The 18,077-nt window shown below is 70.1% G+C and carries 14 protein-coding genes and 1 tRNA gene; 7 read left to right on the plus strand and 8 right to left on the minus strand.

Annotation, left to right across the window (positions count from 1 at the left end; all coding sequences use genetic code 11):
• The 3 genes from GSY65_RS08660 to GSY65_RS08670 are packed head-to-tail and all read left to right on the plus strand — an operon-like array spanning position 1 to position 3,438.
• Positions 1 to 1,824, plus strand: coding sequence for a branched-chain amino acid ABC transporter permease (locus GSY65_RS08660; protein ID WP_159766768.1), 1,824 nt, complete (start codon positions 1 to 3; stop codon positions 1,822 to 1,824).
• A gap of 7 nt (positions 1,825 to 1,831) precedes the next feature.
• Complete coding sequence (locus GSY65_RS08665; protein ID WP_159766769.1) at positions 1,832 to 2,725, plus strand: ABC transporter ATP-binding protein; 894 nt, start codon at positions 1,832 to 1,834, stop codon at positions 2,723 to 2,725.
• Positions 2,722 to 3,438, plus strand: coding sequence for an ABC transporter ATP-binding protein (locus tag GSY65_RS08670; protein ID WP_159766770.1), 717 nt, complete (start codon positions 2,722 to 2,724; stop codon positions 3,436 to 3,438). The genes GSY65_RS08665 and GSY65_RS08670 overlap by 4 nt, the downstream gene beginning before the upstream one ends.
• 87 nt (positions 3,439 to 3,525) lie before the next feature.
• On the opposite strand, the gene GSY65_RS08675 is transcribed toward GSY65_RS08670, so the two are convergent.
• On the minus strand, positions 3,526 to 4,182 hold the full coding sequence (locus tag GSY65_RS08675; protein ID WP_055520077.1) for an ANTAR domain-containing response regulator: 657 nt from the start codon (positions 4,180 to 4,182) through the stop codon (positions 3,526 to 3,528).
• 100 nt (positions 4,183 to 4,282) lie between these two features.
• On the opposite strand from GSY65_RS08675, the gene GSY65_RS08680 reads away from it, so the two are divergent.
• Together GSY65_RS08680 and GSY65_RS08685 are read left to right on the plus strand one after the other, a co-directional pair.
• Positions 4,283 to 4,357: transfer RNA gene (locus GSY65_RS08680), tRNA-Leu, on the plus strand.
• Between the two features lie 106 nt (positions 4,358 to 4,463).
• Positions 4,464 to 5,249 (plus strand): helix-turn-helix domain-containing protein, encoded by a 786-nt coding sequence (locus GSY65_RS08685; RefSeq protein ID WP_159766771.1) that lies wholly within the window; start codon positions 4,464 to 4,466, stop codon positions 5,247 to 5,249.
• Positions 5,250 to 5,262: 13 nt separating this feature from the next.
• Here GSY65_RS08685 and pyk read toward each other — a convergent pair whose 3' ends face one another.
• Positions 5,263 to 6,702, minus strand: a complete 1,440-nt coding sequence (gene pyk, locus GSY65_RS08690; RefSeq protein WP_159766772.1) for a pyruvate kinase — start codon at positions 6,700 to 6,702, stop codon at positions 5,263 to 5,265.
• 153 nt (positions 6,703 to 6,855) lie between these two features.
• A complete protein-coding gene (locus GSY65_RS08695) occupies positions 6,856 to 7,560 on the minus strand; it encodes an SIMPL domain-containing protein (protein ID WP_159766773.1) in 705 nt (234 codons plus the stop codon).
• A gap of 194 nt (positions 7,561 to 7,754) precedes the next feature.
• Here GSY65_RS08695 and GSY65_RS08700 point away from each other — a divergent pair, with 194 nt between their 5' ends.
• Complete coding sequence (locus GSY65_RS08700; RefSeq protein WP_159766774.1) at positions 7,755 to 9,563, plus strand: bifunctional metallophosphatase/5'-nucleotidase; 1,809 nt, start codon at positions 7,755 to 7,757, stop codon at positions 9,561 to 9,563.
• Positions 9,564 to 9,684: 121 nt separating this feature from the next.
• On the opposite strand, the gene GSY65_RS08705 is transcribed toward GSY65_RS08700, so the two are convergent.
• The 5 genes from GSY65_RS08705 to GSY65_RS08725 all read right to left on the minus strand — a co-directional run bounded on the left by GSY65_RS08705 (position 9,685) and on the right by GSY65_RS08725 (position 16,811).
• Entirely contained in the window at positions 9,685 to 11,118 is a 1,434-nt protein-coding gene (locus tag GSY65_RS08705) for a lysine N(6)-hydroxylase/L-ornithine N(5)-oxygenase family protein (protein WP_159766775.1), read from the minus strand.
• Positions 11,115 to 12,503, minus strand: a complete 1,389-nt coding sequence (locus GSY65_RS08710) for a pyridoxal phosphate-dependent decarboxylase family protein (protein WP_159766776.1) — start codon at positions 12,501 to 12,503, stop codon at positions 11,115 to 11,117. Before GSY65_RS08710 ends, GSY65_RS08705 begins: the two co-directional genes overlap by 4 nt.
• 436 nt (positions 12,504 to 12,939) lie before the next feature.
• The gene (pepN, locus tag GSY65_RS08715; RefSeq protein ID WP_159766777.1) at positions 12,940 to 15,477 is read right to left on the minus strand and encodes an aminopeptidase N; all 2,538 of its coding nucleotides are present in this window, start codon (positions 15,475 to 15,477) and stop codon (positions 12,940 to 12,942) included.
• A gap of 90 nt (positions 15,478 to 15,567) precedes the next feature.
• Positions 15,568 to 16,203, minus strand: a complete 636-nt coding sequence (locus tag GSY65_RS08720; protein WP_159766778.1) for a response regulator — start codon at positions 16,201 to 16,203, stop codon at positions 15,568 to 15,570.
• A gap of 140 nt (positions 16,204 to 16,343) precedes the next feature.
• Positions 16,344 to 16,811, minus strand: a complete 468-nt coding sequence (locus tag GSY65_RS08725) for a chorismate mutase (RefSeq protein ID WP_159766779.1) — start codon at positions 16,809 to 16,811, stop codon at positions 16,344 to 16,346.
• A gap of 150 nt (positions 16,812 to 16,961) precedes the next feature.
• Here GSY65_RS08725 and GSY65_RS08730 point away from each other — a divergent pair, with 150 nt between their 5' ends.
• Complete coding sequence (locus GSY65_RS08730; RefSeq protein ID WP_159766780.1) at positions 16,962 to 17,927, plus strand: hypothetical protein; 966 nt, start codon at positions 16,962 to 16,964, stop codon at positions 17,925 to 17,927.
• Positions 17,928 to 18,077: the final 150 nt, after the last annotated feature.

Below are 18,077 nucleotides of genomic sequence, written 5' to 3' on the forward strand. Positions count from 1 at the left end.
ATGACCACACAGACCACCGCACCCGAAACCCCCACACCCTCCTCCGGCAAGCCCACCGGCCTCATCGGCCTCCCCGAGGCCACCGGTCTCGCGCTCGCCCTCGGCGGCAGCGTCCTCACCATCCTCTCCACCTTCCTCGCCTGGACCTGGACCTCCGCCTTCCCCGGCGACCTCACCGTCTACGGCTACCCCGGCGGCCTGCAGGTCCTCGTCCTCATCGGCGGCGCCCTGGCCACCCTCCTCTGCCTGGCCCGCTACGGCGTCAAGGGCCTCGGCTGGCTCGTCCCCGCCGGCGCCGACCCCGCCATCAAGCTCGCCACCCTCGCCACCTTCGCCACCAGCTGGTACACCGTCCTCGCCATCAGCGTCGACCTCGGCGGCCTCGTCAACCTCGAACCCGGCGGCTACCTCGTCGCCCTCGCCAGCCTCGCCGCCCTCATCGGCGCCCTGGCCCTGCCCTTCGAGCGCCCCGCGCCCGACCCGCACGACCCCGACGACACCGGCTGGGAACTCTTCAAGCACCAGGCAGCCGACAAATGGGCCACCGTCAAGGCGGCCTTCGCCACCGGCACCCCCCGCCGCCTCGGCACGCTCCCCTCCTACGTCGAGATCCTGATCATCGTCGCCGTCCTCGCATTCGGCCTCACCGTCTTCACCTACGGCATCGGCACCGAGTACGACGAACTGTTCATCGGCTTCCTGATCACCGCCGGCTTCGGCTTCGCCGCCCTCAACAAGGCCGGCCTCATCGCCCAGGCCTCCCAGATCACCGCCCGACACCAGAACATCACCATCTGCGGCGCCTTCGTCGCCGCAGCGATGTTCCCCTTCACCCAGACCGACGACCAGTACGCGACCATCGGCGTCTACATCCTGATCTTCGCCACCGTCGCCCTCGGCCTCAACATCGTCGTCGGCCTCGCCGGCCTCCTCGACCTCGGCTACGTCGCCTTCCTCGGCGTCGGCGCCTACGCCGCCGCCCTGGTCTCCGGCTCCCCCAGCTCACCCTTCGACGTGCACTTCCCCTTCTGGGCCGCCGTCCTCGTCGGCGCCCTCGCCTCCCTCGTCTTCGGCGTCCTCATCGGCGCCCCGACCCTGCGACTGCGCGGCGACTACCTCGCCATCGTGACCCTCGGCTTCGGTGAGATCTTCCGCATCACCGCCAACAACCTCGACGGCACCTCCGGACCCGACCTCACCAACGGCTCCAACGGCATCTCCTCGATCCCGAACCTCAACATCCTCGGATTCGACTTCGGCCTCCAGCACACCATCGGCGGCTTCACCATCGGCCGCTTCGCCAACTACTTCTTCCTGATGCTGCTCATCACCGCCGTCGTCGTGCTCGTCTTCCGGCGCAGCGGTGACTCCCGCATCGGCCGCGCCTGGGTCGCCATCCGCGAGGACGAGACCGCCGCGCTCGCCATGGGCATCAACGGCTTCCGCGTCAAGCTCATCGCCTTCGCCGTCGGCGCCTCCCTCGCCGGCCTCGCCGGAACCGTCCAGGCCCACGTCACCTACACCGTGACACCCGAGCAGTACCTCTTCGCCGGTGTGATCCCCCCCAACTCCGCCTTCCTGCTCGCCGCCGTCGTCCTCGGCGGCATGGGCACCATCAGCGGACCCCTCATCGGCGCAGCCCTGCTGTTCCTCATCCCCAACAAACTCCAGTTCCTCGGCGACTACCAGCTCCTCGCCTTCGGCCTCGCACTCATCCTGCTGATGCGCTTCCGCCCGGAGGGACTGATCCCCAACCGGCGCCGCCAGCTCGAGTTCCACGAAGACGCGGAACCGCCCACAGTGCTCACCAAGACGGGGGCCTGACACCACCATGACGACTGACACCATCACCCCCAGCACCACGGGCGAGACCGTCCTCGACGCACGCGGCGTCACCATGCGCTTCGGCGGCCTCACCGCCGTACGCAACGTCGACTTCACCGTCAACGCCGGCGAAATCGTCGGACTCATCGGCCCCAACGGCGCCGGCAAGACGACCTTCTTCAACTGCCTCACCGGCCTGTACATCCCCACCGAGGGCGAAGTCCGCTACAAGGGCACCGTCCTCCCACCCAAGTCCTTCAAGGTCACCGCCGCCGGCATCGCCCGCACCTTCCAGAACATCCGCCTGTTCGCGAACATGACGGTCCTGGAGAACGTCCTCGTCGGCCGCCACACCCGCACCAAGGAAGGCTTCTGGTCAGCCGTCCTGCGCCTGCCCAGCTTCCACAAGGCCGAAGCCAAGTCCCGCGAACGCGCCATGGAACTCCTGGAATTCGTCGGCCTGGAGAACAAAGCCGACCACCTCGCCCGCAACCTCCCCTACGGCGAACAACGCAAGCTGGAAATCGCACGCGCCCTCGCCAGCGAACCCGGCCTCCTGCTCCTCGACGAGCCCACAGCCGGCATGAACCCCCAGGAGACCCGCGCCACCGAAGAACTCGTCTTCGCCATCCGCGACAAGGGCATCGCCGTACTCGTCATCGAGCACGACATGCGGTTCATCTTCAACCTCTGCGACCGCGTCGCCGTCCTCGTCCAGGGCGAAAAACTCGTCGAGGGCGACAGCGCCACCGTCCAGGGAGACGAACGCGTCGTCGCCGCCTACCTCGGCGAACCCTTCGAAGACGCGCCCGGCAAGGACGAAGTCGCCGAAGTCGAAGCCGCCGAAGCACACGCCGACGCCGCCACCGACGCCGCGCCCGGCAAGGAGAACGACCGATGACCGCACTGCTCGAAGTCGAGGACCTCCGGGTCGCCTACGGCAAGATCGAAGCCGTCAAAGGCATCTCCTTCAAGGTCAACGCAGGCGAAGTCGTCACCCTCGTCGGCACCAACGGCGCCGGCAAGACCACGACACTCCGCACCCTCTCCGGCCTCCTCAAGCCCGTCGGCGGCCAGATCAAGTTCAACGGCAAGTCGCTGAAGAAGGTCCCCGCACACGACATCGTCTCGCTGGGACTCGCCCACTCCCCCGAGGGACGGCACATCTTCCCGCGCATGAGCATCGAGGACAACCTCCGCCTCGGCGCCTTCCTGCGCAGCGACAAGCCCGGCATCGAAAAGGACATCCAGCGCGCCTACGACCTCTTCCCCATCCTGGGCGAACGTCGCAAGCAGGCCGCCGGCACCCTCTCCGGCGGCGAACAGCAGATGCTCGCCATGGGCCGCGCACTCATGTCCCAGCCGAAACTGCTCATGCTCGACGAACCCTCCATGGGCCTCTCCCCGATCATGATGCAGAAGATCATGGCGACGATCGCCGAGCTGAAGTCCCAGGGCACCACCATCCTGCTCGTCGAGCAGAACGCCCAGGCGGCGCTCTCCCTCGCCGACCAGGGACACGTCATGGAGATCGGCAAGATCGTCCTCTCCGGCTCGGGCTCCGACCTGCTGCACGACGAATCGGTCCGCAAGGCATACCTCGGCGAGGACTAGCCCGGCAGACCAGCACACGAGGAGGCCCGCACCCCCTGCTCCAGGGGGTGCGGGCCTCCTCGCACCTACGACGACGCGGGACCTCGGTCAGCCCTTCGCCGCCTTCTTCTCGTCGGCGTCCTGAATGACCGCCTCCGCGACCTGCTGCATCGACATCCGGCGATCCATCGACGTCTTCTGGATCCACCGGAACGCCGCCGGCTCCGTCAACCCGTACTCCGTCTGCAGGATCGACTTCGCCCGATCCACCAGCTTGCGGGTCTCCAGCCGCAGCGTGAGGTCCGCGACCTCCTTCTCCAACTCCTTCAGCTCCGTGAACCGCGACACCGCCATCTCGATCGCCGGCACGACATCACTCTTGCTGAACGGCTTCACCAGGTACGCCATCGCACCGGCGTCCCGCGCCCGCTCCACCAGGTCACGCTGCGAGAACGCGGTCAGCATCAGCACCGGGGCGATACGCTCCTCGGCGATCTTCTCAGCGGCCGAGATACCGTCCATCTTCGGCATCTTCACGTCCAGGATCACCAGGTCCGGCTGGTGCTCCCGGGCCAACTCGATGGCCTGCTCTCCGTCACCGGCCTCGCCCACGACGGAGTAGCCCTCCTCTTCGAGCATCTCCTTGAGGTCGAGGCGGATCAGTGCCTCGTCCTCGGCGATGACGACACGGGTCGTGAGCGGAGGCACGTGCGACTTGTCGTCGTCGGGCGCGTCGAGGGGCTGGGGCGACTCGGGGGCGGTCACGTGGGCTCCTTGTTCAGGGCAGGGGTACTGCTGACAAGAGGGTACCTAGCTGCGGTAAGGTGGTCTGGCAGCGGGTCGAGGTAAACCTTCGATTCACCGGGCCCCGGTAGCCCAATTGGCAGCAGGCAATGGATTCAAAACCCATACAGTGTCGGTTCGAGTCCGACCCGGGGCACTTTTCCTTCGATTCCAAGGTCACCGATCAGAAGCGGATGTCCACATTCTCGTGAACATCCGCTTTTTTGCTGCACCCGTTGCGATCAGTGACACAGAGTAGCCGCATGAACTTTCACGGCACAGAAGTACGACAGCGGGCGCTTACGCTTCTGAGGGGCGGGTCGAAGAACGCCGACGTTGCCCGGCAACTCAACATTCCCCTGGGCACGATCAGCTACTGGAAGCACATGGATCGCGCCAAGCGCGGCGAGTGCCCAGGCCGCTCTCAACCGCCTTGCCCACGTTGCGACGGTGAGCTGCACCCGTCGTCATACGCCTACTTACTCGGCCTCTACCTCGGCGACGGGCACATCATCCAGAATCGATCGATGCGGACACCCAGCCTGTCGGTCACCTGCGATGAGGCGTATCCAGGGCTCATGGATGAGTGTGAGAGGGCCATGCGCTCAGTCTTTCCGGGCAACTCCGTATGCAGAGTCAGGCGCAAGGGCTGTCGAGAGGTGAAGCTCTACTCCAGGCACCTCTGGTGCCTCTTCCCCCAGCACGGCCCCGGCAGGAAGCACGAGCGTGCGATCGTGCTCGCGGCCTGGCAGCAGGACATCGTCGATGCCCATCCCTGGGAGTTCGTGCGTGGGCTTGTCCACTCCGACGGGTGTCGCATCACCAACTGGACCACCCGCGTCGTCGGTGGTGAGCGCAAGCGCTACGAGTATCCCCGGTACTTCTTCACCAACAGGTCGGACGACATCCGGCGGCTCTACACCGACACCCTCGACAAGCTGGGCCTGGAGTGGACGCAGTGCACGCGCCACGGCAACCCTTTCAACATCTCCGTCGCCCGCAAGGCCTCCGTCGCTCTGATGGACGCCCACGTCGGACCCAAGCACTGACCGCCCCGGGCCCCTACCGCTCCGACGCGTCGTCCTCGGCGATGTGGTGGACGTGGACCAGGTTCGTGGTGCCCGCGACGCCCGGTGGGGAGCCGGCGGTGATGACGACGGTGTCTCCCTTGGCGCAGCGGGCGTGGCGCAGCAGGAGTTCGTCGGCCTGGGCGGTCATCGCGTCCGTGGAGTCGACGTGTGGTCCGAGGTACGTCTCGACGCCCCAGGTGAGGCTGAGTTGGGAGCGGGTGGCGGGGTCGGGGGTGAAGGCGAGGAGGGGGATCGGGGAGCGGTAGCGGGACAGGCGGCGGGCGGTGTCGCCGGACTGGCTGAAGGCCACGAGGAAGCGGGCGCCGAGGAAGTCGCCGATCTCGGCGGCGGCGCGGGCGACGGCGCCGCCCTGGGTGCGGGGTTTGTTGTGCTCGGTGAGGGGTGGGAGGCCGTGGGCGAGCGTGTCCTCCTCGGCGGCGGCGATGATGCGGCTCATGGTGCGGACGGTTTCGGCGGGGTGTTTGCCGATGCTGGTCTCGCCGGAGAGCATCACGGCGTCGGTGCCGTCGAGGACGGCGTTGGCGACGTCGCTGGCCTCTGCGCGGGTGGGGCGGGGGTGGTGGATCATCGAGTCGAGCATCTGGGTGGCGACGATGACTGGTTTGGCGTTGCGTCGGGCGAGGGCGATGGCGCGCTTCTGGACGAGGGGGACCTGTTCGAGGGGCATTTCGACGCCGAGGTCGCCGCGCGCGACCATGATGCCGTCGAAGGTGGCGACGATGTCGTCGAGGGCGTCGACGGCCTGGGGTTTCTCGATCTTGGCGATGACGGGGACGCGGCGGCCTTCCTCGTCCATGATGCGGTGGACGGCGTCGATGTCCCTGCCGGATCTGACGAAGGACAGGGCGATGAGGTCGAAGCCGGTGCGCAGGGCCCAGCGGAGGTCGTGCTCGTCCTTGGCGGTGAGGGTGGGGACGGAGAGGGCGGCGCCGGGGAGGTTGAGTCCCTTGTGGTCGGAGACGATGCCGCCTTCGATGACCTCGGTGTGGATGCGGGGCCCGTCGACGGCGGTGACGTGGAGGGTCACTTTGCCGTCGTCGATGAGGATGTGTTCGCCGGGGGTGACGTCGGCGGGGAGGCCGGCGTGGGTGGTGCCGCAGATCTCGTGGGTGCCCTGGGTGCCGGGTTCGGCGGTGAGGGTGAAGGTGTCGCCGCGTTCGAGGAGTACGGGGCCTTCGGTGAAGCGGCCGAGGCGGATCTTCGGGCCCTGGAGGTCGGCGAGGAGGCCGATGCTGCGGCCGGTCTCGTCGGCGGCCTTGCGGACGTGGCGGTAGCGCTCCTCGTGGTCGGCGTGGTCGCCGTGGCTGAGGTTGAGGCGGGCGACGTCCATTCCGGCGTCGACCAGTGCCTTGATCTGGTCGTACGCGTGGGTGGCGGGCCCGAGGGTGCAGACGATCTTTGCTCGGCGCATGGTTCGACCCTAGGGCTTACCCGCTGGTAGGCATGTGGAGGCACGTGACGACTCAACGGCTTGTGGTTGAAAGGTATTTGACAAGGCGTCATGGGGGGTTCGGCTTGTTGTCGTTATGTGGTGGGGCCGTGTGGGCGGGCGTGGCGGGGGTGTTCACAGGGTGGGTGGGTGCAGGGTGAAGCGGGCGTCGACCTGGGCGTGGATGTGCTGGCGTTCGGGTTCGAGGTCGAGGGGGGCTGGGGCGGCGTCCGTCTTGGGGTGGGTGAGGGTGCGGGTGTGGGCGGCGGGGTGGAGGGGTTCGGGGGTTTCGGTGCCGAGGTCGGCGAGTTCGACGAGGGCGGCGAGGGTGGTGCCGAGTGCTTCGGCGTATTCGCGGGCGCGTCGGACGGCTTCGTGGACGGCTTGTCGGCGGGCTTGGCGGTGGGCGGGTGAGTCGGGGCGGAGGGTCCAGGTGGGGCCGTCGACGTGGGTGAGGTCGAGGTCGGCGAGCTGGGTGGTGAGTTCGCCGAGGGCGGTGAAGTCGGTGAGGTCGGCGGTGAGGTGGATGCGTCCGTGGTAGGCGTGGACGCGTTCGCCGCGGCCTTTCTCCTTGAGTTCGGGGGTGAGGGAGAAGGTGCCGGTCTGCAGGCGTTCGACGGCGTCGCCGTAGCTTCTGACGAGGTCGAGGGCGGTGGTGTTGCGGCGGGTGAGGTCGTCGAGGGCGGTGCGGCGGTCCTTGCCGCGGGCGGTGACGGTGATGCCGATGCGGGCGATCTCGGGGTCGACGACCAGGTGGGCTTCGCCGCGGACGGCGAGGCGGGGGGCGTCGGGGGTGCCGTAGGGGGCGGCGGTGGGGTGGGGTGCGGGGGTGTCGGTCATACGTCCCACTCTGTCACCGGGGGTCCGGTTGGGGTGGGGTGCTGTGGGGTGCCGGTCATCAGATCGCAACCTGGGGGGTCTGTTGCCGTGTGGAATGTACGGGTCAGAATCTACGCGCGTTGTCGCGTGTGGCCTTTTTTCTTGTTCGCTGTTCTACGCGCGTCGAGATCCCGTTCCTCCCGAGGAGTACCGATATGGCCTTGAACCGCCGGAAGTTCCTGAAGAAGTCAGCCGTGACCGGTGCCGGCGTGGCCATCGCCGGTTCGGCTCTGGCGCCGAGCGCGCAGGCGGCCGAGGCGACCGGCGGGAGGGAGAAGACCCCGAAGCGGTACCGGTTCACCGTGATGGGGACGACGGACCTGCACGGCAACGTCTTCAACTGGGACTACTTCACGGACAAGGAGTTCGACGACAAGGCGCACAACGATGTCGGCCTCGCGAAGATCTCGACTCTGGTGAACCAGGTCCGCAAGGAGAAGGGGCGCGGCAATACGCTCCTCATCGACGCCGGTGACACCATTCAGGGCACGCAGTTGTCGTACTACTACGCGAAGGTGGACCCGATCACGGCCAAGGGTGGTCCGGTCCACCCGATGGCGCAGGCCATGAACGCGATCGACTACGACGCGGCGGCGCTCGGGAACCATGAGTTCAACTACGGCATTCCGGTGCTGCGGAAGTTCCAGGAGCAGTGTCGTTTCCCGCTGCTGGGTGCGAACGCGCTGGACGCGAAGACGTTGCGTCCGGCGTTCCCGCCGTTCAGCATGCACCGGCTGCGGACGCCGTTCGGGCGTGATGTGAAGGTGGCGGTGCTGGGTCTGACGAACCCGGGGATCGCGATCTGGGACAAGGCGAACGTGCAGGGGAAGATGACGTTCCCGGGTCTGGAGGAGCAGGCGGCGAAGTGGGTGCCGAAGCTCCGGTCGATGGGCGCGGACGTCGTCATCGTGTCGGCGCACAGCGGTTCGTCGGGGACGTCGTCGTACGGTGACCAGCTGCCGTACGTGGAGAACGCGGCGGGGCTGGTGGCGGAGCAGGTGCCGGGGATCGACGCGATCCTGGTGGGGCACGCGCACACGGAGATCCCGGAGTACTTCGTCACCAACAGGAAGACCGGCAAGCAGGTGGTGCTGTCGGAGCCGCTCAAGTGGGGTCAGCGGCTGACGCTGTTCGACTTCGAGATGGTGTGGAGCCGGGGCTGCTGGAAGGTCGAGAAGGTCGGCTCGAAGGTTCTCAACTCCAACGCGGTGGAGGAGGACCCGAAGATCGTGAGGCTGTTGTCGGACGAGCACGCGAAGGTCGTGACGTACGTCAACCAGGTGATCGGTACGAACGCCGCGGAGATGACGTCGGTGGAGGCGCCGTACAAGGACGTCCCGATCATCGATCTGATCAACCACATTCAGGCGGACACGGTGAGGCAGGCGCTGGCGTCGTCGGAGTACGCGTCGCTGCCGGTGCTGTCGCAGGCCGCCGCGTTCTCCCGTAGCGCGGTGATCCCGGCGGGGAACGTCACGATCCGTGATGTCGCGGGTCTGTACGTCTTCGAGAACACGCTGGAGGCGCGTCTGATGACAGGTGCGCAGATGAAGGCGTATCTGGAGTTCTCGGCGAACTATTTCGTGCAGACGGGGCCGGACGCGGTGGTGGACCCGGCGAAGCTGACGAACGCGAACGGTACGCCGGACTACAACTACGACGCGGTGAGTGGTCTGTCGTACGAGATCGACATCGCGCAGCCGGCGGGTTCGCGGATCAGGAACGTGCGGTTCGAGGGTGCGCCGCTGGCGGACGACCGGAAGTTCGTGTTCGCGGTGAACAACTACCGGGCCAACGGCGGCGGCAACTTCCCGCATGTGGCGGCGGCGCCGGTGCTGTGGTCGAACTCGGACGAGATCCGCAACACGATGATCGCGTGGGTGAAGGCGAAGGGGTCGATCGACCCGGCGGCGTTCGCGTCGGTGGACTGGGTGCTGACGCGGAACGGTACGCCGGTCTTCTAGGGTGCGGTTCCCGCCTGGCGGGTCCGGTTCCCGCCTGGCGGGAGTGACAGGTCGACGGCGTCGGCGCCCGGTGGGTGCGTCGGCGCCGTCGGCGTGTGTGCGGTGGCCGTGCCGGTGGCGGTCAGCGCACGTCGGCCAGCGGGGTCAGGGGGCCCGTGCTCTTCTCGTCCCGGGCGTGGGGGATGTGGGGCCGGGGTTCGAGGCCGAAGGTGGTGAAGGCGGTGCGGCTGGGCAGGGGGTAGGGCTCCTTGCCGGTGAGGGTGTTGAGGATGGTGGCGCTGCGCCAGGCGGCGAGGCCCAGGTCGGGGGTGCCGACGCCGTGGGTGTGGAGTTCGGCGTTCTGGACGTGGAGGTGGCAGCCGGAGGCGGTGACCGACGGGTCGAGGACCATGCGGAAGTGTGCGTCGACCTTGGGGCGGTCGTGGCTGTCGCGGCGGATGTAGGGGTCGAGGCCGGCGAGGAGGCGGTCGAGGGGGCGTTCGCGGTAGCCGGTGGCGAGGACGACGGCGTCGGTGGTGAGGCGCGAGCGGGTGCCCTGCTCGGTGTGTTCGAGGTGGAGTTCGACCTTGGTGGTGGCGAGGCGGCCGGCGGTGCGGACGTGGACGCCGGGGGTGAGGACGGTGTCGGGCCAGCCTCCGTCGAGGGTGCGGCGGTAGAGCTCGTCGTGGATGGCGGCGATGGTGTCGGTGCCGATGCCCTTGTGGAGGCGCCACTGGCCGGCGACGAGCCGGTCGCGGGTGGTTTCGGCGAGGGCGTGGAAGTAGTGGGTGTAGTCGGGGGTGAAGTGTTCCAGGCCCAGCTTGGAGTACTCCATGGGGGCGAACGCCTCGGTGCGGCCCAGCCAGTGGAGGCGTTCGCGGCCGGCGGGCCGGTGGCGCAGCAGGTCGAGGAAGATCTCGGCGCCGGACTGGCCGGCGCCGATGACGGTGACGTGTCCGGCGGTGAGGAGGTGGTCGCGGGCGTCCAGGTAGTCGGCGGCGTGGAGGACGGGGACGCCGGGGGCTTCGGCGAGTGGCTTGAGGGGTTCGGGTACGAAGGGTTCGGTGCCGACGCCGAGGACGACGTTGCGGGTGTAGGTGCGGCCGAGTGCCGTGTCGCCGTCGGTGTCGAGGCGGGTGAAGTCGACCTCGAAGAGGTCGTGTTCGGGGTTCCACCGGACGGAGTCGACCTGGTGGCCGAAGTGGAGGCCGGGGAGGTTGTCGCTGACCCAGCGGCAGTAGGCGTCGTACTCGGCGCGCTGGATGTGGAACCGTTCGGCGAAGTAGAAGGGGAAGAGCCGGTCTTGGGCCTTGAGGTAGTTGAGGAACGACCAGGGGCTGGCGGGGTCGGCGAGGGTCACGAGGTCGGCGAGGAAGGGGACCTGGAGGGTGGTGCCCTCGATGAGCTGGCCGGGGTGCCAGTCGAAGCGGGGGCGTTGTTCGTAGAAGACGGCGTCGAGTTCGGTGAGGGGGTGGGCGAGGGCGGCGAGGGAGAGGTTGGCGGGGCCGATGCCCACGCCGACGACGTCGCGGGGGGCTTCGGGTGCGGGGTGCGGGGTGGGTGGGGGCGTGCTCATGTCGGGGTGTGTCCTTCGGGGAGGTCCGCGGCGGCGGTGTTCGCGTGTTCCACGAGTGTGAGGAGGGCGGTGAGGTCGCCGGGCCGGGTGTGAGGGTTGAGCAGGGTGGTCTTGAGCCAGAGCCGGCCGTCGAGGGTGGCGCGGCCGAGGACGGCCCGGCCGTCGTGCAGGAGTGTTCGTCGTAGGGCGGCGACGGTGTCGTCGGCGGCGTGGGTGGGCCGGAACAGGACCGTGCTGATGGTGGGGTGGTCGTACAGCTCGAAGCCGGGGTGGGCGTCGATGAGTGCGGCGAACTCGTGGGCGAGGTCGCAGACCTGGTCGACGAGGGTGCCGAGTCCCGTGCGGCCGAGGGTCTTGAGGGTGGCCGCGATCTTGAGGATGTCGGGGCGGCGGGTGGTGCGCAGAGAGCGGCCGAGGAGGTCGGGCAGGCCGGCTTCGGTGTCGTCGTCGGCGTTGAGGTAGTCGGCGCGGTGGCCGAGTGCGGCGAGGTCGGCGGTGTCGCGGACGGTGAGGAGTCCGGCGGCGACGGGCTGCCAGCCGAGTTTGTGCAGGTCGAGGGTGACGGTGTGGGCGCGGTCCAGGGCGGTGAGCCGGGGGCGGTGGCGGGTGCTGAAGAGGAGTCCTCCGCCGTAGGCGGCGTCGATGTGGAGGCGGGCACCGTGGGCGGCGCAGAGGTCGGCGACGGCGGGGAGCGGGTCGATGAGTCCGGCGTCGGTGGTGCCGGCGGTCGCGGCGACGAGCAGGGGGCCGCGGAGGCGGCTGAGGGTGTGGTCGAGGGCGGCGGGGTCGAGGGTGCCGGCCGGGGTGGGGACGACGACGGGTTCGGGCAGGCCGAGGAGCCAGGCGGCGCGGGGCAGGGAGTGGTGGGCGTTGGCGCCGTGGACGAGTCGTGTGCCGGTGTGGGCCTCGCGGGCGAGGAGGACGGCGAGTTGGTTGGACTCGGTGCCGCCGGTGGTGACGAGGGCGTCGGCGGCGCCGGTCTCGGCGGCGAGGGCGCGGGTGACGAGGGCTTCGAGGGCGGAGGCGGCGGGGGCCTGGTCCCAGGAGTCCAGCGACGGGTTCAGTACGGAGGCGGCGAGGTCGGCGGCGGTGGCGACCGCCAGGGGCGGGGTGTGGAGGTGGGCCGCGCACAGGGGGTCGGCGGGGTCGGCGGTGCCGGCGGCGAGGGCGTGGACCAGCCGCCGTAGCGCCCCCGGGTCCCCTTCGTCGGGCAGTGGGTCGCCGAGCGCGTCCCGTACGGCCGCGGCGACCGCTTCCGGCCCGCCGGCGGGCAGCGGGCCGCCCCTCGCGTGGGCCCCGTCCCGCAGCGCGCCGAGCACGGTGTCGAGCAACGGCCGCAGCGCGTCGGGGCCTTGGGGGCCTGAGGCGAGGGGCGGGCGGGTCATGGGGTCCTCCGGGGCGCGGGGGTCCCATTTTGTACGCCGATCGGGTGCTCGGACCCGGAACTGCCGCCGAATACCACCGAAAGAGCGTACGGCGGCGCCCCGGGCCGCCGCCGGTACACGGGCCCCGGTCACGCCGGTCACCCGGCGCCCGTGGGCCCGCGGGCGCCGGGCCTCGCACGGCCCGAGGACCACCGACGGCTTCACGCGACCCGAGGACCAAGACCGGCATAGGACGGCCCGAAGACCGCGACCGGCAACGCACGGTCCGGGGAACCACGACCGGCAACGCGCGGCCCGAAGACCGCGACCGGCCGGGCCTGTGGGTCGGTTCGTCCGGCCGGTCCCCGAGCGCGCGGCCGCGGAGTGGTGCTCGCCGGCGGCTGGCCTCGGTGCGACGCCCGCCCCGTGCCGGACCGCCGGTGTTCTTCGGTGGCGGTTACGCGTTCCTGACCTTCAGGGCGCGGCTCAGGTCGTCGAGTTGGTCGACCAGCTTGCGGCGCAGGGCCGGGATGGGGGCGGCTTCGGTCAGGCAGCGTTCGCCCAGGGCGAGGGTTTCCGCGTCCACCGTGTGGACGGGGAAGGCCCAGCGTCCGGCGGCCTCCGCGATGGCCGGGCCCCGCCGGGCGGCCAGCTCGACCGCGTCGGTCCAGTAGCGGTCGACGTACTCCTTGAGGAGTTCCGTCTGTTCGGGCTGCCAGAAGCCCTGGGCGGTGGCGGTGAAGAGGTAGTTGGAGAGGTCGTCGGTGGTGAACATCGCCTCCCAGGCGGCCTGCTTGGCCTCCGGGTCGGGGAGGGCGGCCCGGCAGCGGGCGGCGCCTTCCTGGCCGGTGGCGCTGGGGTCGCGGGCCAGCTCCTCGCTGATCGCGTCGGCGTCGACCGCGCCGAGGACGGCGAGCCGGCCGAGGACGCGCCAGCGCAGCTCGGGGTCGAGTTCGGGGCCGCCGGGGACCGTGCCGTCGGCGAGCCAGGCGGCGATGGTGTCGGGGTGGGCGGCGACGTCGATGAAGTGGCGTACGGCGGTCAGGCGCAGGCCGGGGTTGTCGCCGTCCTCGGTGCGGCGGATGAGGTCGCGGCACAGGGCGGCGAGGGTGGTCAGGCCGGCGGGGCGCTGGTCGGGGGTGAGGAAGCGGTCGGCGACCTGGGTGGTGGCGAAGGTGAGGACGCCCTGGACGATGGCGAGGTCGGTCTCGCGGGGCAGGTGGGTGCGGGCGGCGTCCAGGTAGGCGGTGGGCGGGAGTTCGGCGTCGCGTACGGCGTCGCGCAGGGCGTTCCAGACGACGGCGCGGGTGAGCGGGTCGGGGAGTCCGCTGAGGTGGCCGGTGACGGTGGTGAAGGAGTCGGGGTCGAAGCGGACCTTGGCGTAGGTGAGGTCGCCGTCGTTGAGCAGGAGCAGGGCGGGGCGTTTGCCGATGGGCTGTTCGCCGGTCTGCGGGATGTCGAGGGCGAGGCTCTCGCGGAGGGTCAGGTGGCCCTGGTCGTCGCCGGGGTCGCGGTCGTAGACGCCGACGGTGATGTGGTGGGGTCGGCTGCCGGCGTGGTCGACGGTGAGGGTGTAGGTGCTGTCGGTGCCGCGGGTGACCTTGGGGGTGAGGGTGTCGACGCCGGTGGTGCGCAGCCAGGCGTCGGCCCAGGCGTGGACGTCGCGTTCGGTGGCGCCGGCGAGGTTGTCGATGAAGTCGGCGAGGGTGGCGTTGCCGAAGCGGTGGCGGGTGAAGTGGGCGTTGATGCCGGCGAGGAAGTCCTTCTCGCCGAGCCAGGCGACGAGCTGGCGCAGCGCGGAGGCGCCCTTGGCGTAGGAGATGCCGTCGAAGTTGAGGAGGGCGGCGGCGGTGTCGTCGACGTTCTCGGGGGCGACGGGGTGGGTGGAGGGGCGCTGGTCGGCGTCGTAGCCCCAGGCCTTGCGGGCGACGCCGAAGTCGACCCAGGTGTCGGTGCCCCACTTTCTGGGGGGAGTCCCCCCAGACCCCCCAAGGGTGGCCTCGGTGAGGGTCTGGTAGCCCATGTACTCGGCGAAGGACTCGTTGAGCCAGATGTCGTCCCACCACTTGAGGGTGACGAGGTCGCCGAACCACATGTGGGCCATCTCGTGGGCGATGACCATGGCGCGGGTCTGGCGTTCGGTGTCGGTGACGGCGGAGCGGTAGACGAACTCGTCGCGGAAGGTGACGAGTCCGGGGTTCTCCATGGCGCCCGCGTTGAACTCGGGGACGAACGCCTGGTCGTAGGAGTCGAAGGGGTACGGCTCCTCGAACTTCTCGTGGTAGCGGTCGAAGCAGGCGCGGGTGACGTCGAGGATCTCGTCGGCGTCGGTGTCGAGGTAGGGGGCCAGGGAGCGGCGGCAGTGGATGCCGAAGGGCAGGCCGCGGTGTTCGGTGCGCACGGAGTGCCAGGGGCCGGCGGCGACGGCGACGAGATAGGTGGAGATGAGGGGGGTGGTGGCGGCGCGCCAGGTGCCGTCGTCCTGCTGGGCGGTGATGCCGTTGGCGAGGACGGTCCAGCCCTCGGGGGCCGTGACGGTCAGGTCGAAGACGGCCTTGAGGTCGGGTTGGTCGAACGCGGCGAAGACGCGTTGGACGTCGTCCAGGAACAGCTGGGTGTAGACGTAGGTCTCACCGTCGGTGGGGTCGGTGAAGCGGTGCATGCCCTCGCCGGTGCGGGAGTAGCGCATGGCGGCGTCGACGCACAGTTCGTGTTCGCCGGGGGTGAGGCCGGTGAGCGGCAGGCGGTTGCCGTCGAGCGCCCCGGGGTCGAGGGGCTTGCCGTCGAGGGTGACGGAGCGCAGGTCGGCGGGCTTGAGCTCGACGAAGGTGTCCGCGGCCTTTTTCTTTCCCCGTACGGTGAAGCGGATGACGGTACGGGAGTCGAAGGTCTCGTCGCCGCGCGTGAGGTCGAGGGTGATCTCGTAGCGGTGGACGTCGAGGAGCCGGGCACGGGCTTGCGCTTCGTCGCGCGTCAGTACGGACATGAGGGACATGCTGCCTGATGCCCAGGGCACGGGACAGGGGCGGGCCGGGTACGCCACCTATGTCCGGTCGTATGCGCCGCGTGCCCGGTCGTATGCGGCCTATGCCCGGTCGTTCGCGCCGTCCCGCGCGTCATGCCGCGCGTCGTCCCTGGCGTCGCCCACGTCGCCCTTCACGTCGTGCTTCACGTCGTCCAGCGCGTCGTCCAGCGCGTCGTCGTCCGTGCGCTCGCGCTGGGCGGGGACGACGCGACCGCCGGTGTGGCCGTGCCCGCGGGCCCCGCGGTCGTCGCGGTCGTCGCGGTCCTTGAGGCGGGCGCGCAGTTCGCGGACCTCGCGTTCCAGGGCGTGGGCGCGTTCGTGGGCGTCGAAGAGGTAGCGGACCTTGGTGCGCAGCGACCAGGGGTCGATGGGCTTCATGACGAGGTCGGCGACGCCGAGGCGGAAGGCGGCGGCGGTCAGTTCGGCGTCGAGGCCGAAGCCGGTGAGGAGGATGACCGGGATGTGCTGGGTCTGTTCGACGCCGCGCATGTAGCGGACGACGTCGAGGCCGCTGACGCCGGGCATCCGGACGTCGAGGAGAAGCAGGCCGACCTGGCCGCGCAGGACCTCCTTGAGTGCCGCCTCGCCGCTGGTGGCGCGGGTCAGGTGGTAGCCCAGCGGGGCCAGGGCGCTCTCCAGGGCGTAGAGCGTGTCCTCGTGGTCGTCCACGAGGAGGATCTTGGCTTCCGACGGCATGGCCCGTGTCCCCTCGCTCGGGTCGGCGGCTCGCGGTCGGCGTCGCCTTGATCCGACTTTCTCACTGCGCGTAGTCGTTTTCTGACGAAGAGTGCTCACGCAGGATGCCCGCTGGAGGACGGGATGTCACTCCCCCGTGGTCACCGCCGTCCCGCGCCGGCGACGTCGCCGGTGGTGCCGGTCGTGCCGTTGCCGCCGGTGGTGCCGGTCGTGCCGTTGCTGTGGGGCGTGCCGTGGCTGCCTGCCGGGCCCGCCGTGCCGTTCAGTGCGTCGTCCGCGATGCGTTCGTGGTGCCGGATGACTTCGGCGATGATGAAGTTGAGGAGCTTCTCCGCGAACGCCGGGTCCAGCTTGGCGCTTTCGGCGAGCCCGCGCAGCCGGTTGATCTGCTGGGCCTCGCGGGCCGGGTCGGCGGCGGGCAGCTGGTGCGCGGCCTTGAGGTGGCCGACCCGCTGGGTGCACTTGAAGCGTTCGGCGAGCATGTGGACGACGGCGGCGTCGATGTTGTCGATGCTGTCCCGCAGCCGGGTCAGCTCCGCCCGCACCTCGGCGTCGACCTCGTCGGCCGCCGCGCCGCTGTTCGCCTCGTTGGTGTCGCTGGTGGTCATGGCCGTCAGCCTACGTCGGCCCGGTCCACCGCCCCACGCCGCGCCCGGCGGCCCCGCGGCCACCGGGAACGGCACCGGCGGACAACCCTCGGGCACGGGTGCGCGTCGGCTTAGAGTGGAACGTGTCGAGGCGTCTTTGGGGGTGCGGACGTGGCGAGCGGCGGACCCGTCGAGCACGGCTACCCGCACCTGGAGATCGTGCGGGCGTCGATCACCGCGCTGTACAGGCGGCTCTCGTACGACACGATCCACACGTTCGACACCAGTGTCGCCCCCGTCGACGTGGCGTTCCACGACACCGACGACCTCCATCTGGGCGCCCAGCGGGTCGCCCGCGAGCTGGTGCGGCACTACCGGCTGCCGGACGCCCGGCTGATCGTCGGATTCCGGGAGATGACCCATGCGGCGAACGTCGAACTGGCCGCCGGGCCCGAGTACTTCGTCGAGCTCAACGACCGGTTCCGCACGCACCGGCGGGACATCGGGGCGGCCCTCGCGCACGAGGTGACGCACGTCTATCTGCACCGGCTGGGGCTGTCGTTCCCCGGTGTCCGCGACAACGAGGTCCTCACGGACACGGCGGCGACGTATCTGGGGGCGGGCTGGCTGCTGCTCGACGCCTACCGGGAGGACGGGGCGTCGTCGCAGAAGCTGGGGTATCTGACGCCGGAGGAGTTCGGGTACGTGCTGGCCAAGCGGGCGCGGGTCTTCGGGGAGGACCCCTCGGTGTGGTTCACGAGCGCGCAGGCGTACACGGCGTACACGCGGGGGCGGGCGCGGGCCCGGCGGGACGAGGAGCAGCCGCCGCTGTCCGCGGCGGGGTGGGCGGGGCGGCGCCGGTACGCGCGGGACCGGCGCCGGGCGCGGGAGCCGCGGGCGGGTGGGGTGGAGCGGGGGGTGCCGTACGTCTTCTCGGCGGAGGGGGTGCCGGGAGCCGGTGGGGGCGGGGGTGCGGGGGCCGGTGCTCGGGGCGGGGGCGGCGCCGGGAGTGGGAGCGGGGGGTTGCGGGTGTCGTTCCCCTGTCCGACGTGTCATCAGCGGATCCGGGTGCCTGTTCGGGGGCGGGTGCGGGCTCGGTGCGGGTTGTGCCGGACGGTTCTGGAGTGCGACACGTAGGTACTGGGGGCGGGCGCGAGCGGGTGCGGGGGTGAGGTGCGTCGGTGGGGGCGGGGGCTGGTCGCGCGGGTCACCGCGCCTCCGGGAGCCCTCTCGCAGTTGCGTGCCGTGAACACGCCTCGGGTGGTACCCCGTCGACCTGGGAGCCCT

The organism is Streptomyces sp. HM190, assembly GCF_009857135.1.
GTDB lineage: Bacteria > Actinomycetota > Actinomycetes > Streptomycetales > Streptomycetaceae > Streptomyces > Streptomyces heilongjiangensis.

What these genes read in the sequence shown, in the direction of transcription:
- GSY65_RS08660 (WP_159766768.1), top strand. Translation starts at nt 1, where the DNA reads ATGACCACACAGACCACCGCACCCGAAACCCCCACACCCTCCTCCGGC.
- GSY65_RS08665 (WP_159766769.1), top strand. Translation starts at nt 1,832, where the DNA reads ATGACGACTGACACCATCACCCCCAGCACCACGGGCGAGACCGTCCTC.
- GSY65_RS08670 (WP_159766770.1), top strand. Translation starts at nt 2,722, where the DNA reads ATGACCGCACTGCTCGAAGTCGAGGACCTCCGGGTCGCCTACGGCAAG.
- GSY65_RS08685 (WP_159766771.1), top strand. Translation starts at nt 4,464, where the DNA reads ATGAACTTTCACGGCACAGAAGTACGACAGCGGGCGCTTACGCTTCTG.
- pyk (WP_159766772.1), bottom strand. Translation starts at nt 6,702, where the DNA reads ATGCGCCGAGCAAAGATCGTCTGCACCCTCGGGCCCGCCACCCACGCG.
- GSY65_RS08695 (WP_159766773.1), bottom strand. Translation starts at nt 7,560, where the DNA reads ATGACCGACACCCCCGCACCCCACCCCACCGCCGCCCCCTACGGCACC.
- GSY65_RS08700 (WP_159766774.1), top strand. Translation starts at nt 7,755, where the DNA reads ATGGCCTTGAACCGCCGGAAGTTCCTGAAGAAGTCAGCCGTGACCGGT.
- GSY65_RS08705 (WP_159766775.1), bottom strand. Translation starts at nt 11,118, where the DNA reads ATGAGCACGCCCCCACCCACCCCGCACCCCGCACCCGAAGCCCCCCGC.
- GSY65_RS08710 (WP_159766776.1), bottom strand. Translation starts at nt 12,503, where the DNA reads ATGACCCGCCCGCCCCTCGCCTCAGGCCCCCAAGGCCCCGACGCGCTG.
- pepN (WP_159766777.1), bottom strand. Translation starts at nt 15,477, where the DNA reads ATGTCCCTCATGTCCGTACTGACGCGCGACGAAGCGCAAGCCCGTGCC.
- GSY65_RS08720 (WP_159766778.1), bottom strand. Translation starts at nt 16,203, where the DNA reads ATGCCGTCGGAAGCCAAGATCCTCCTCGTGGACGACCACGAGGACACG.
- GSY65_RS08725 (WP_159766779.1), bottom strand. Translation starts at nt 16,811, where the DNA reads ATGACCACCAGCGACACCAACGAGGCGAACAGCGGCGCGGCGGCCGAC.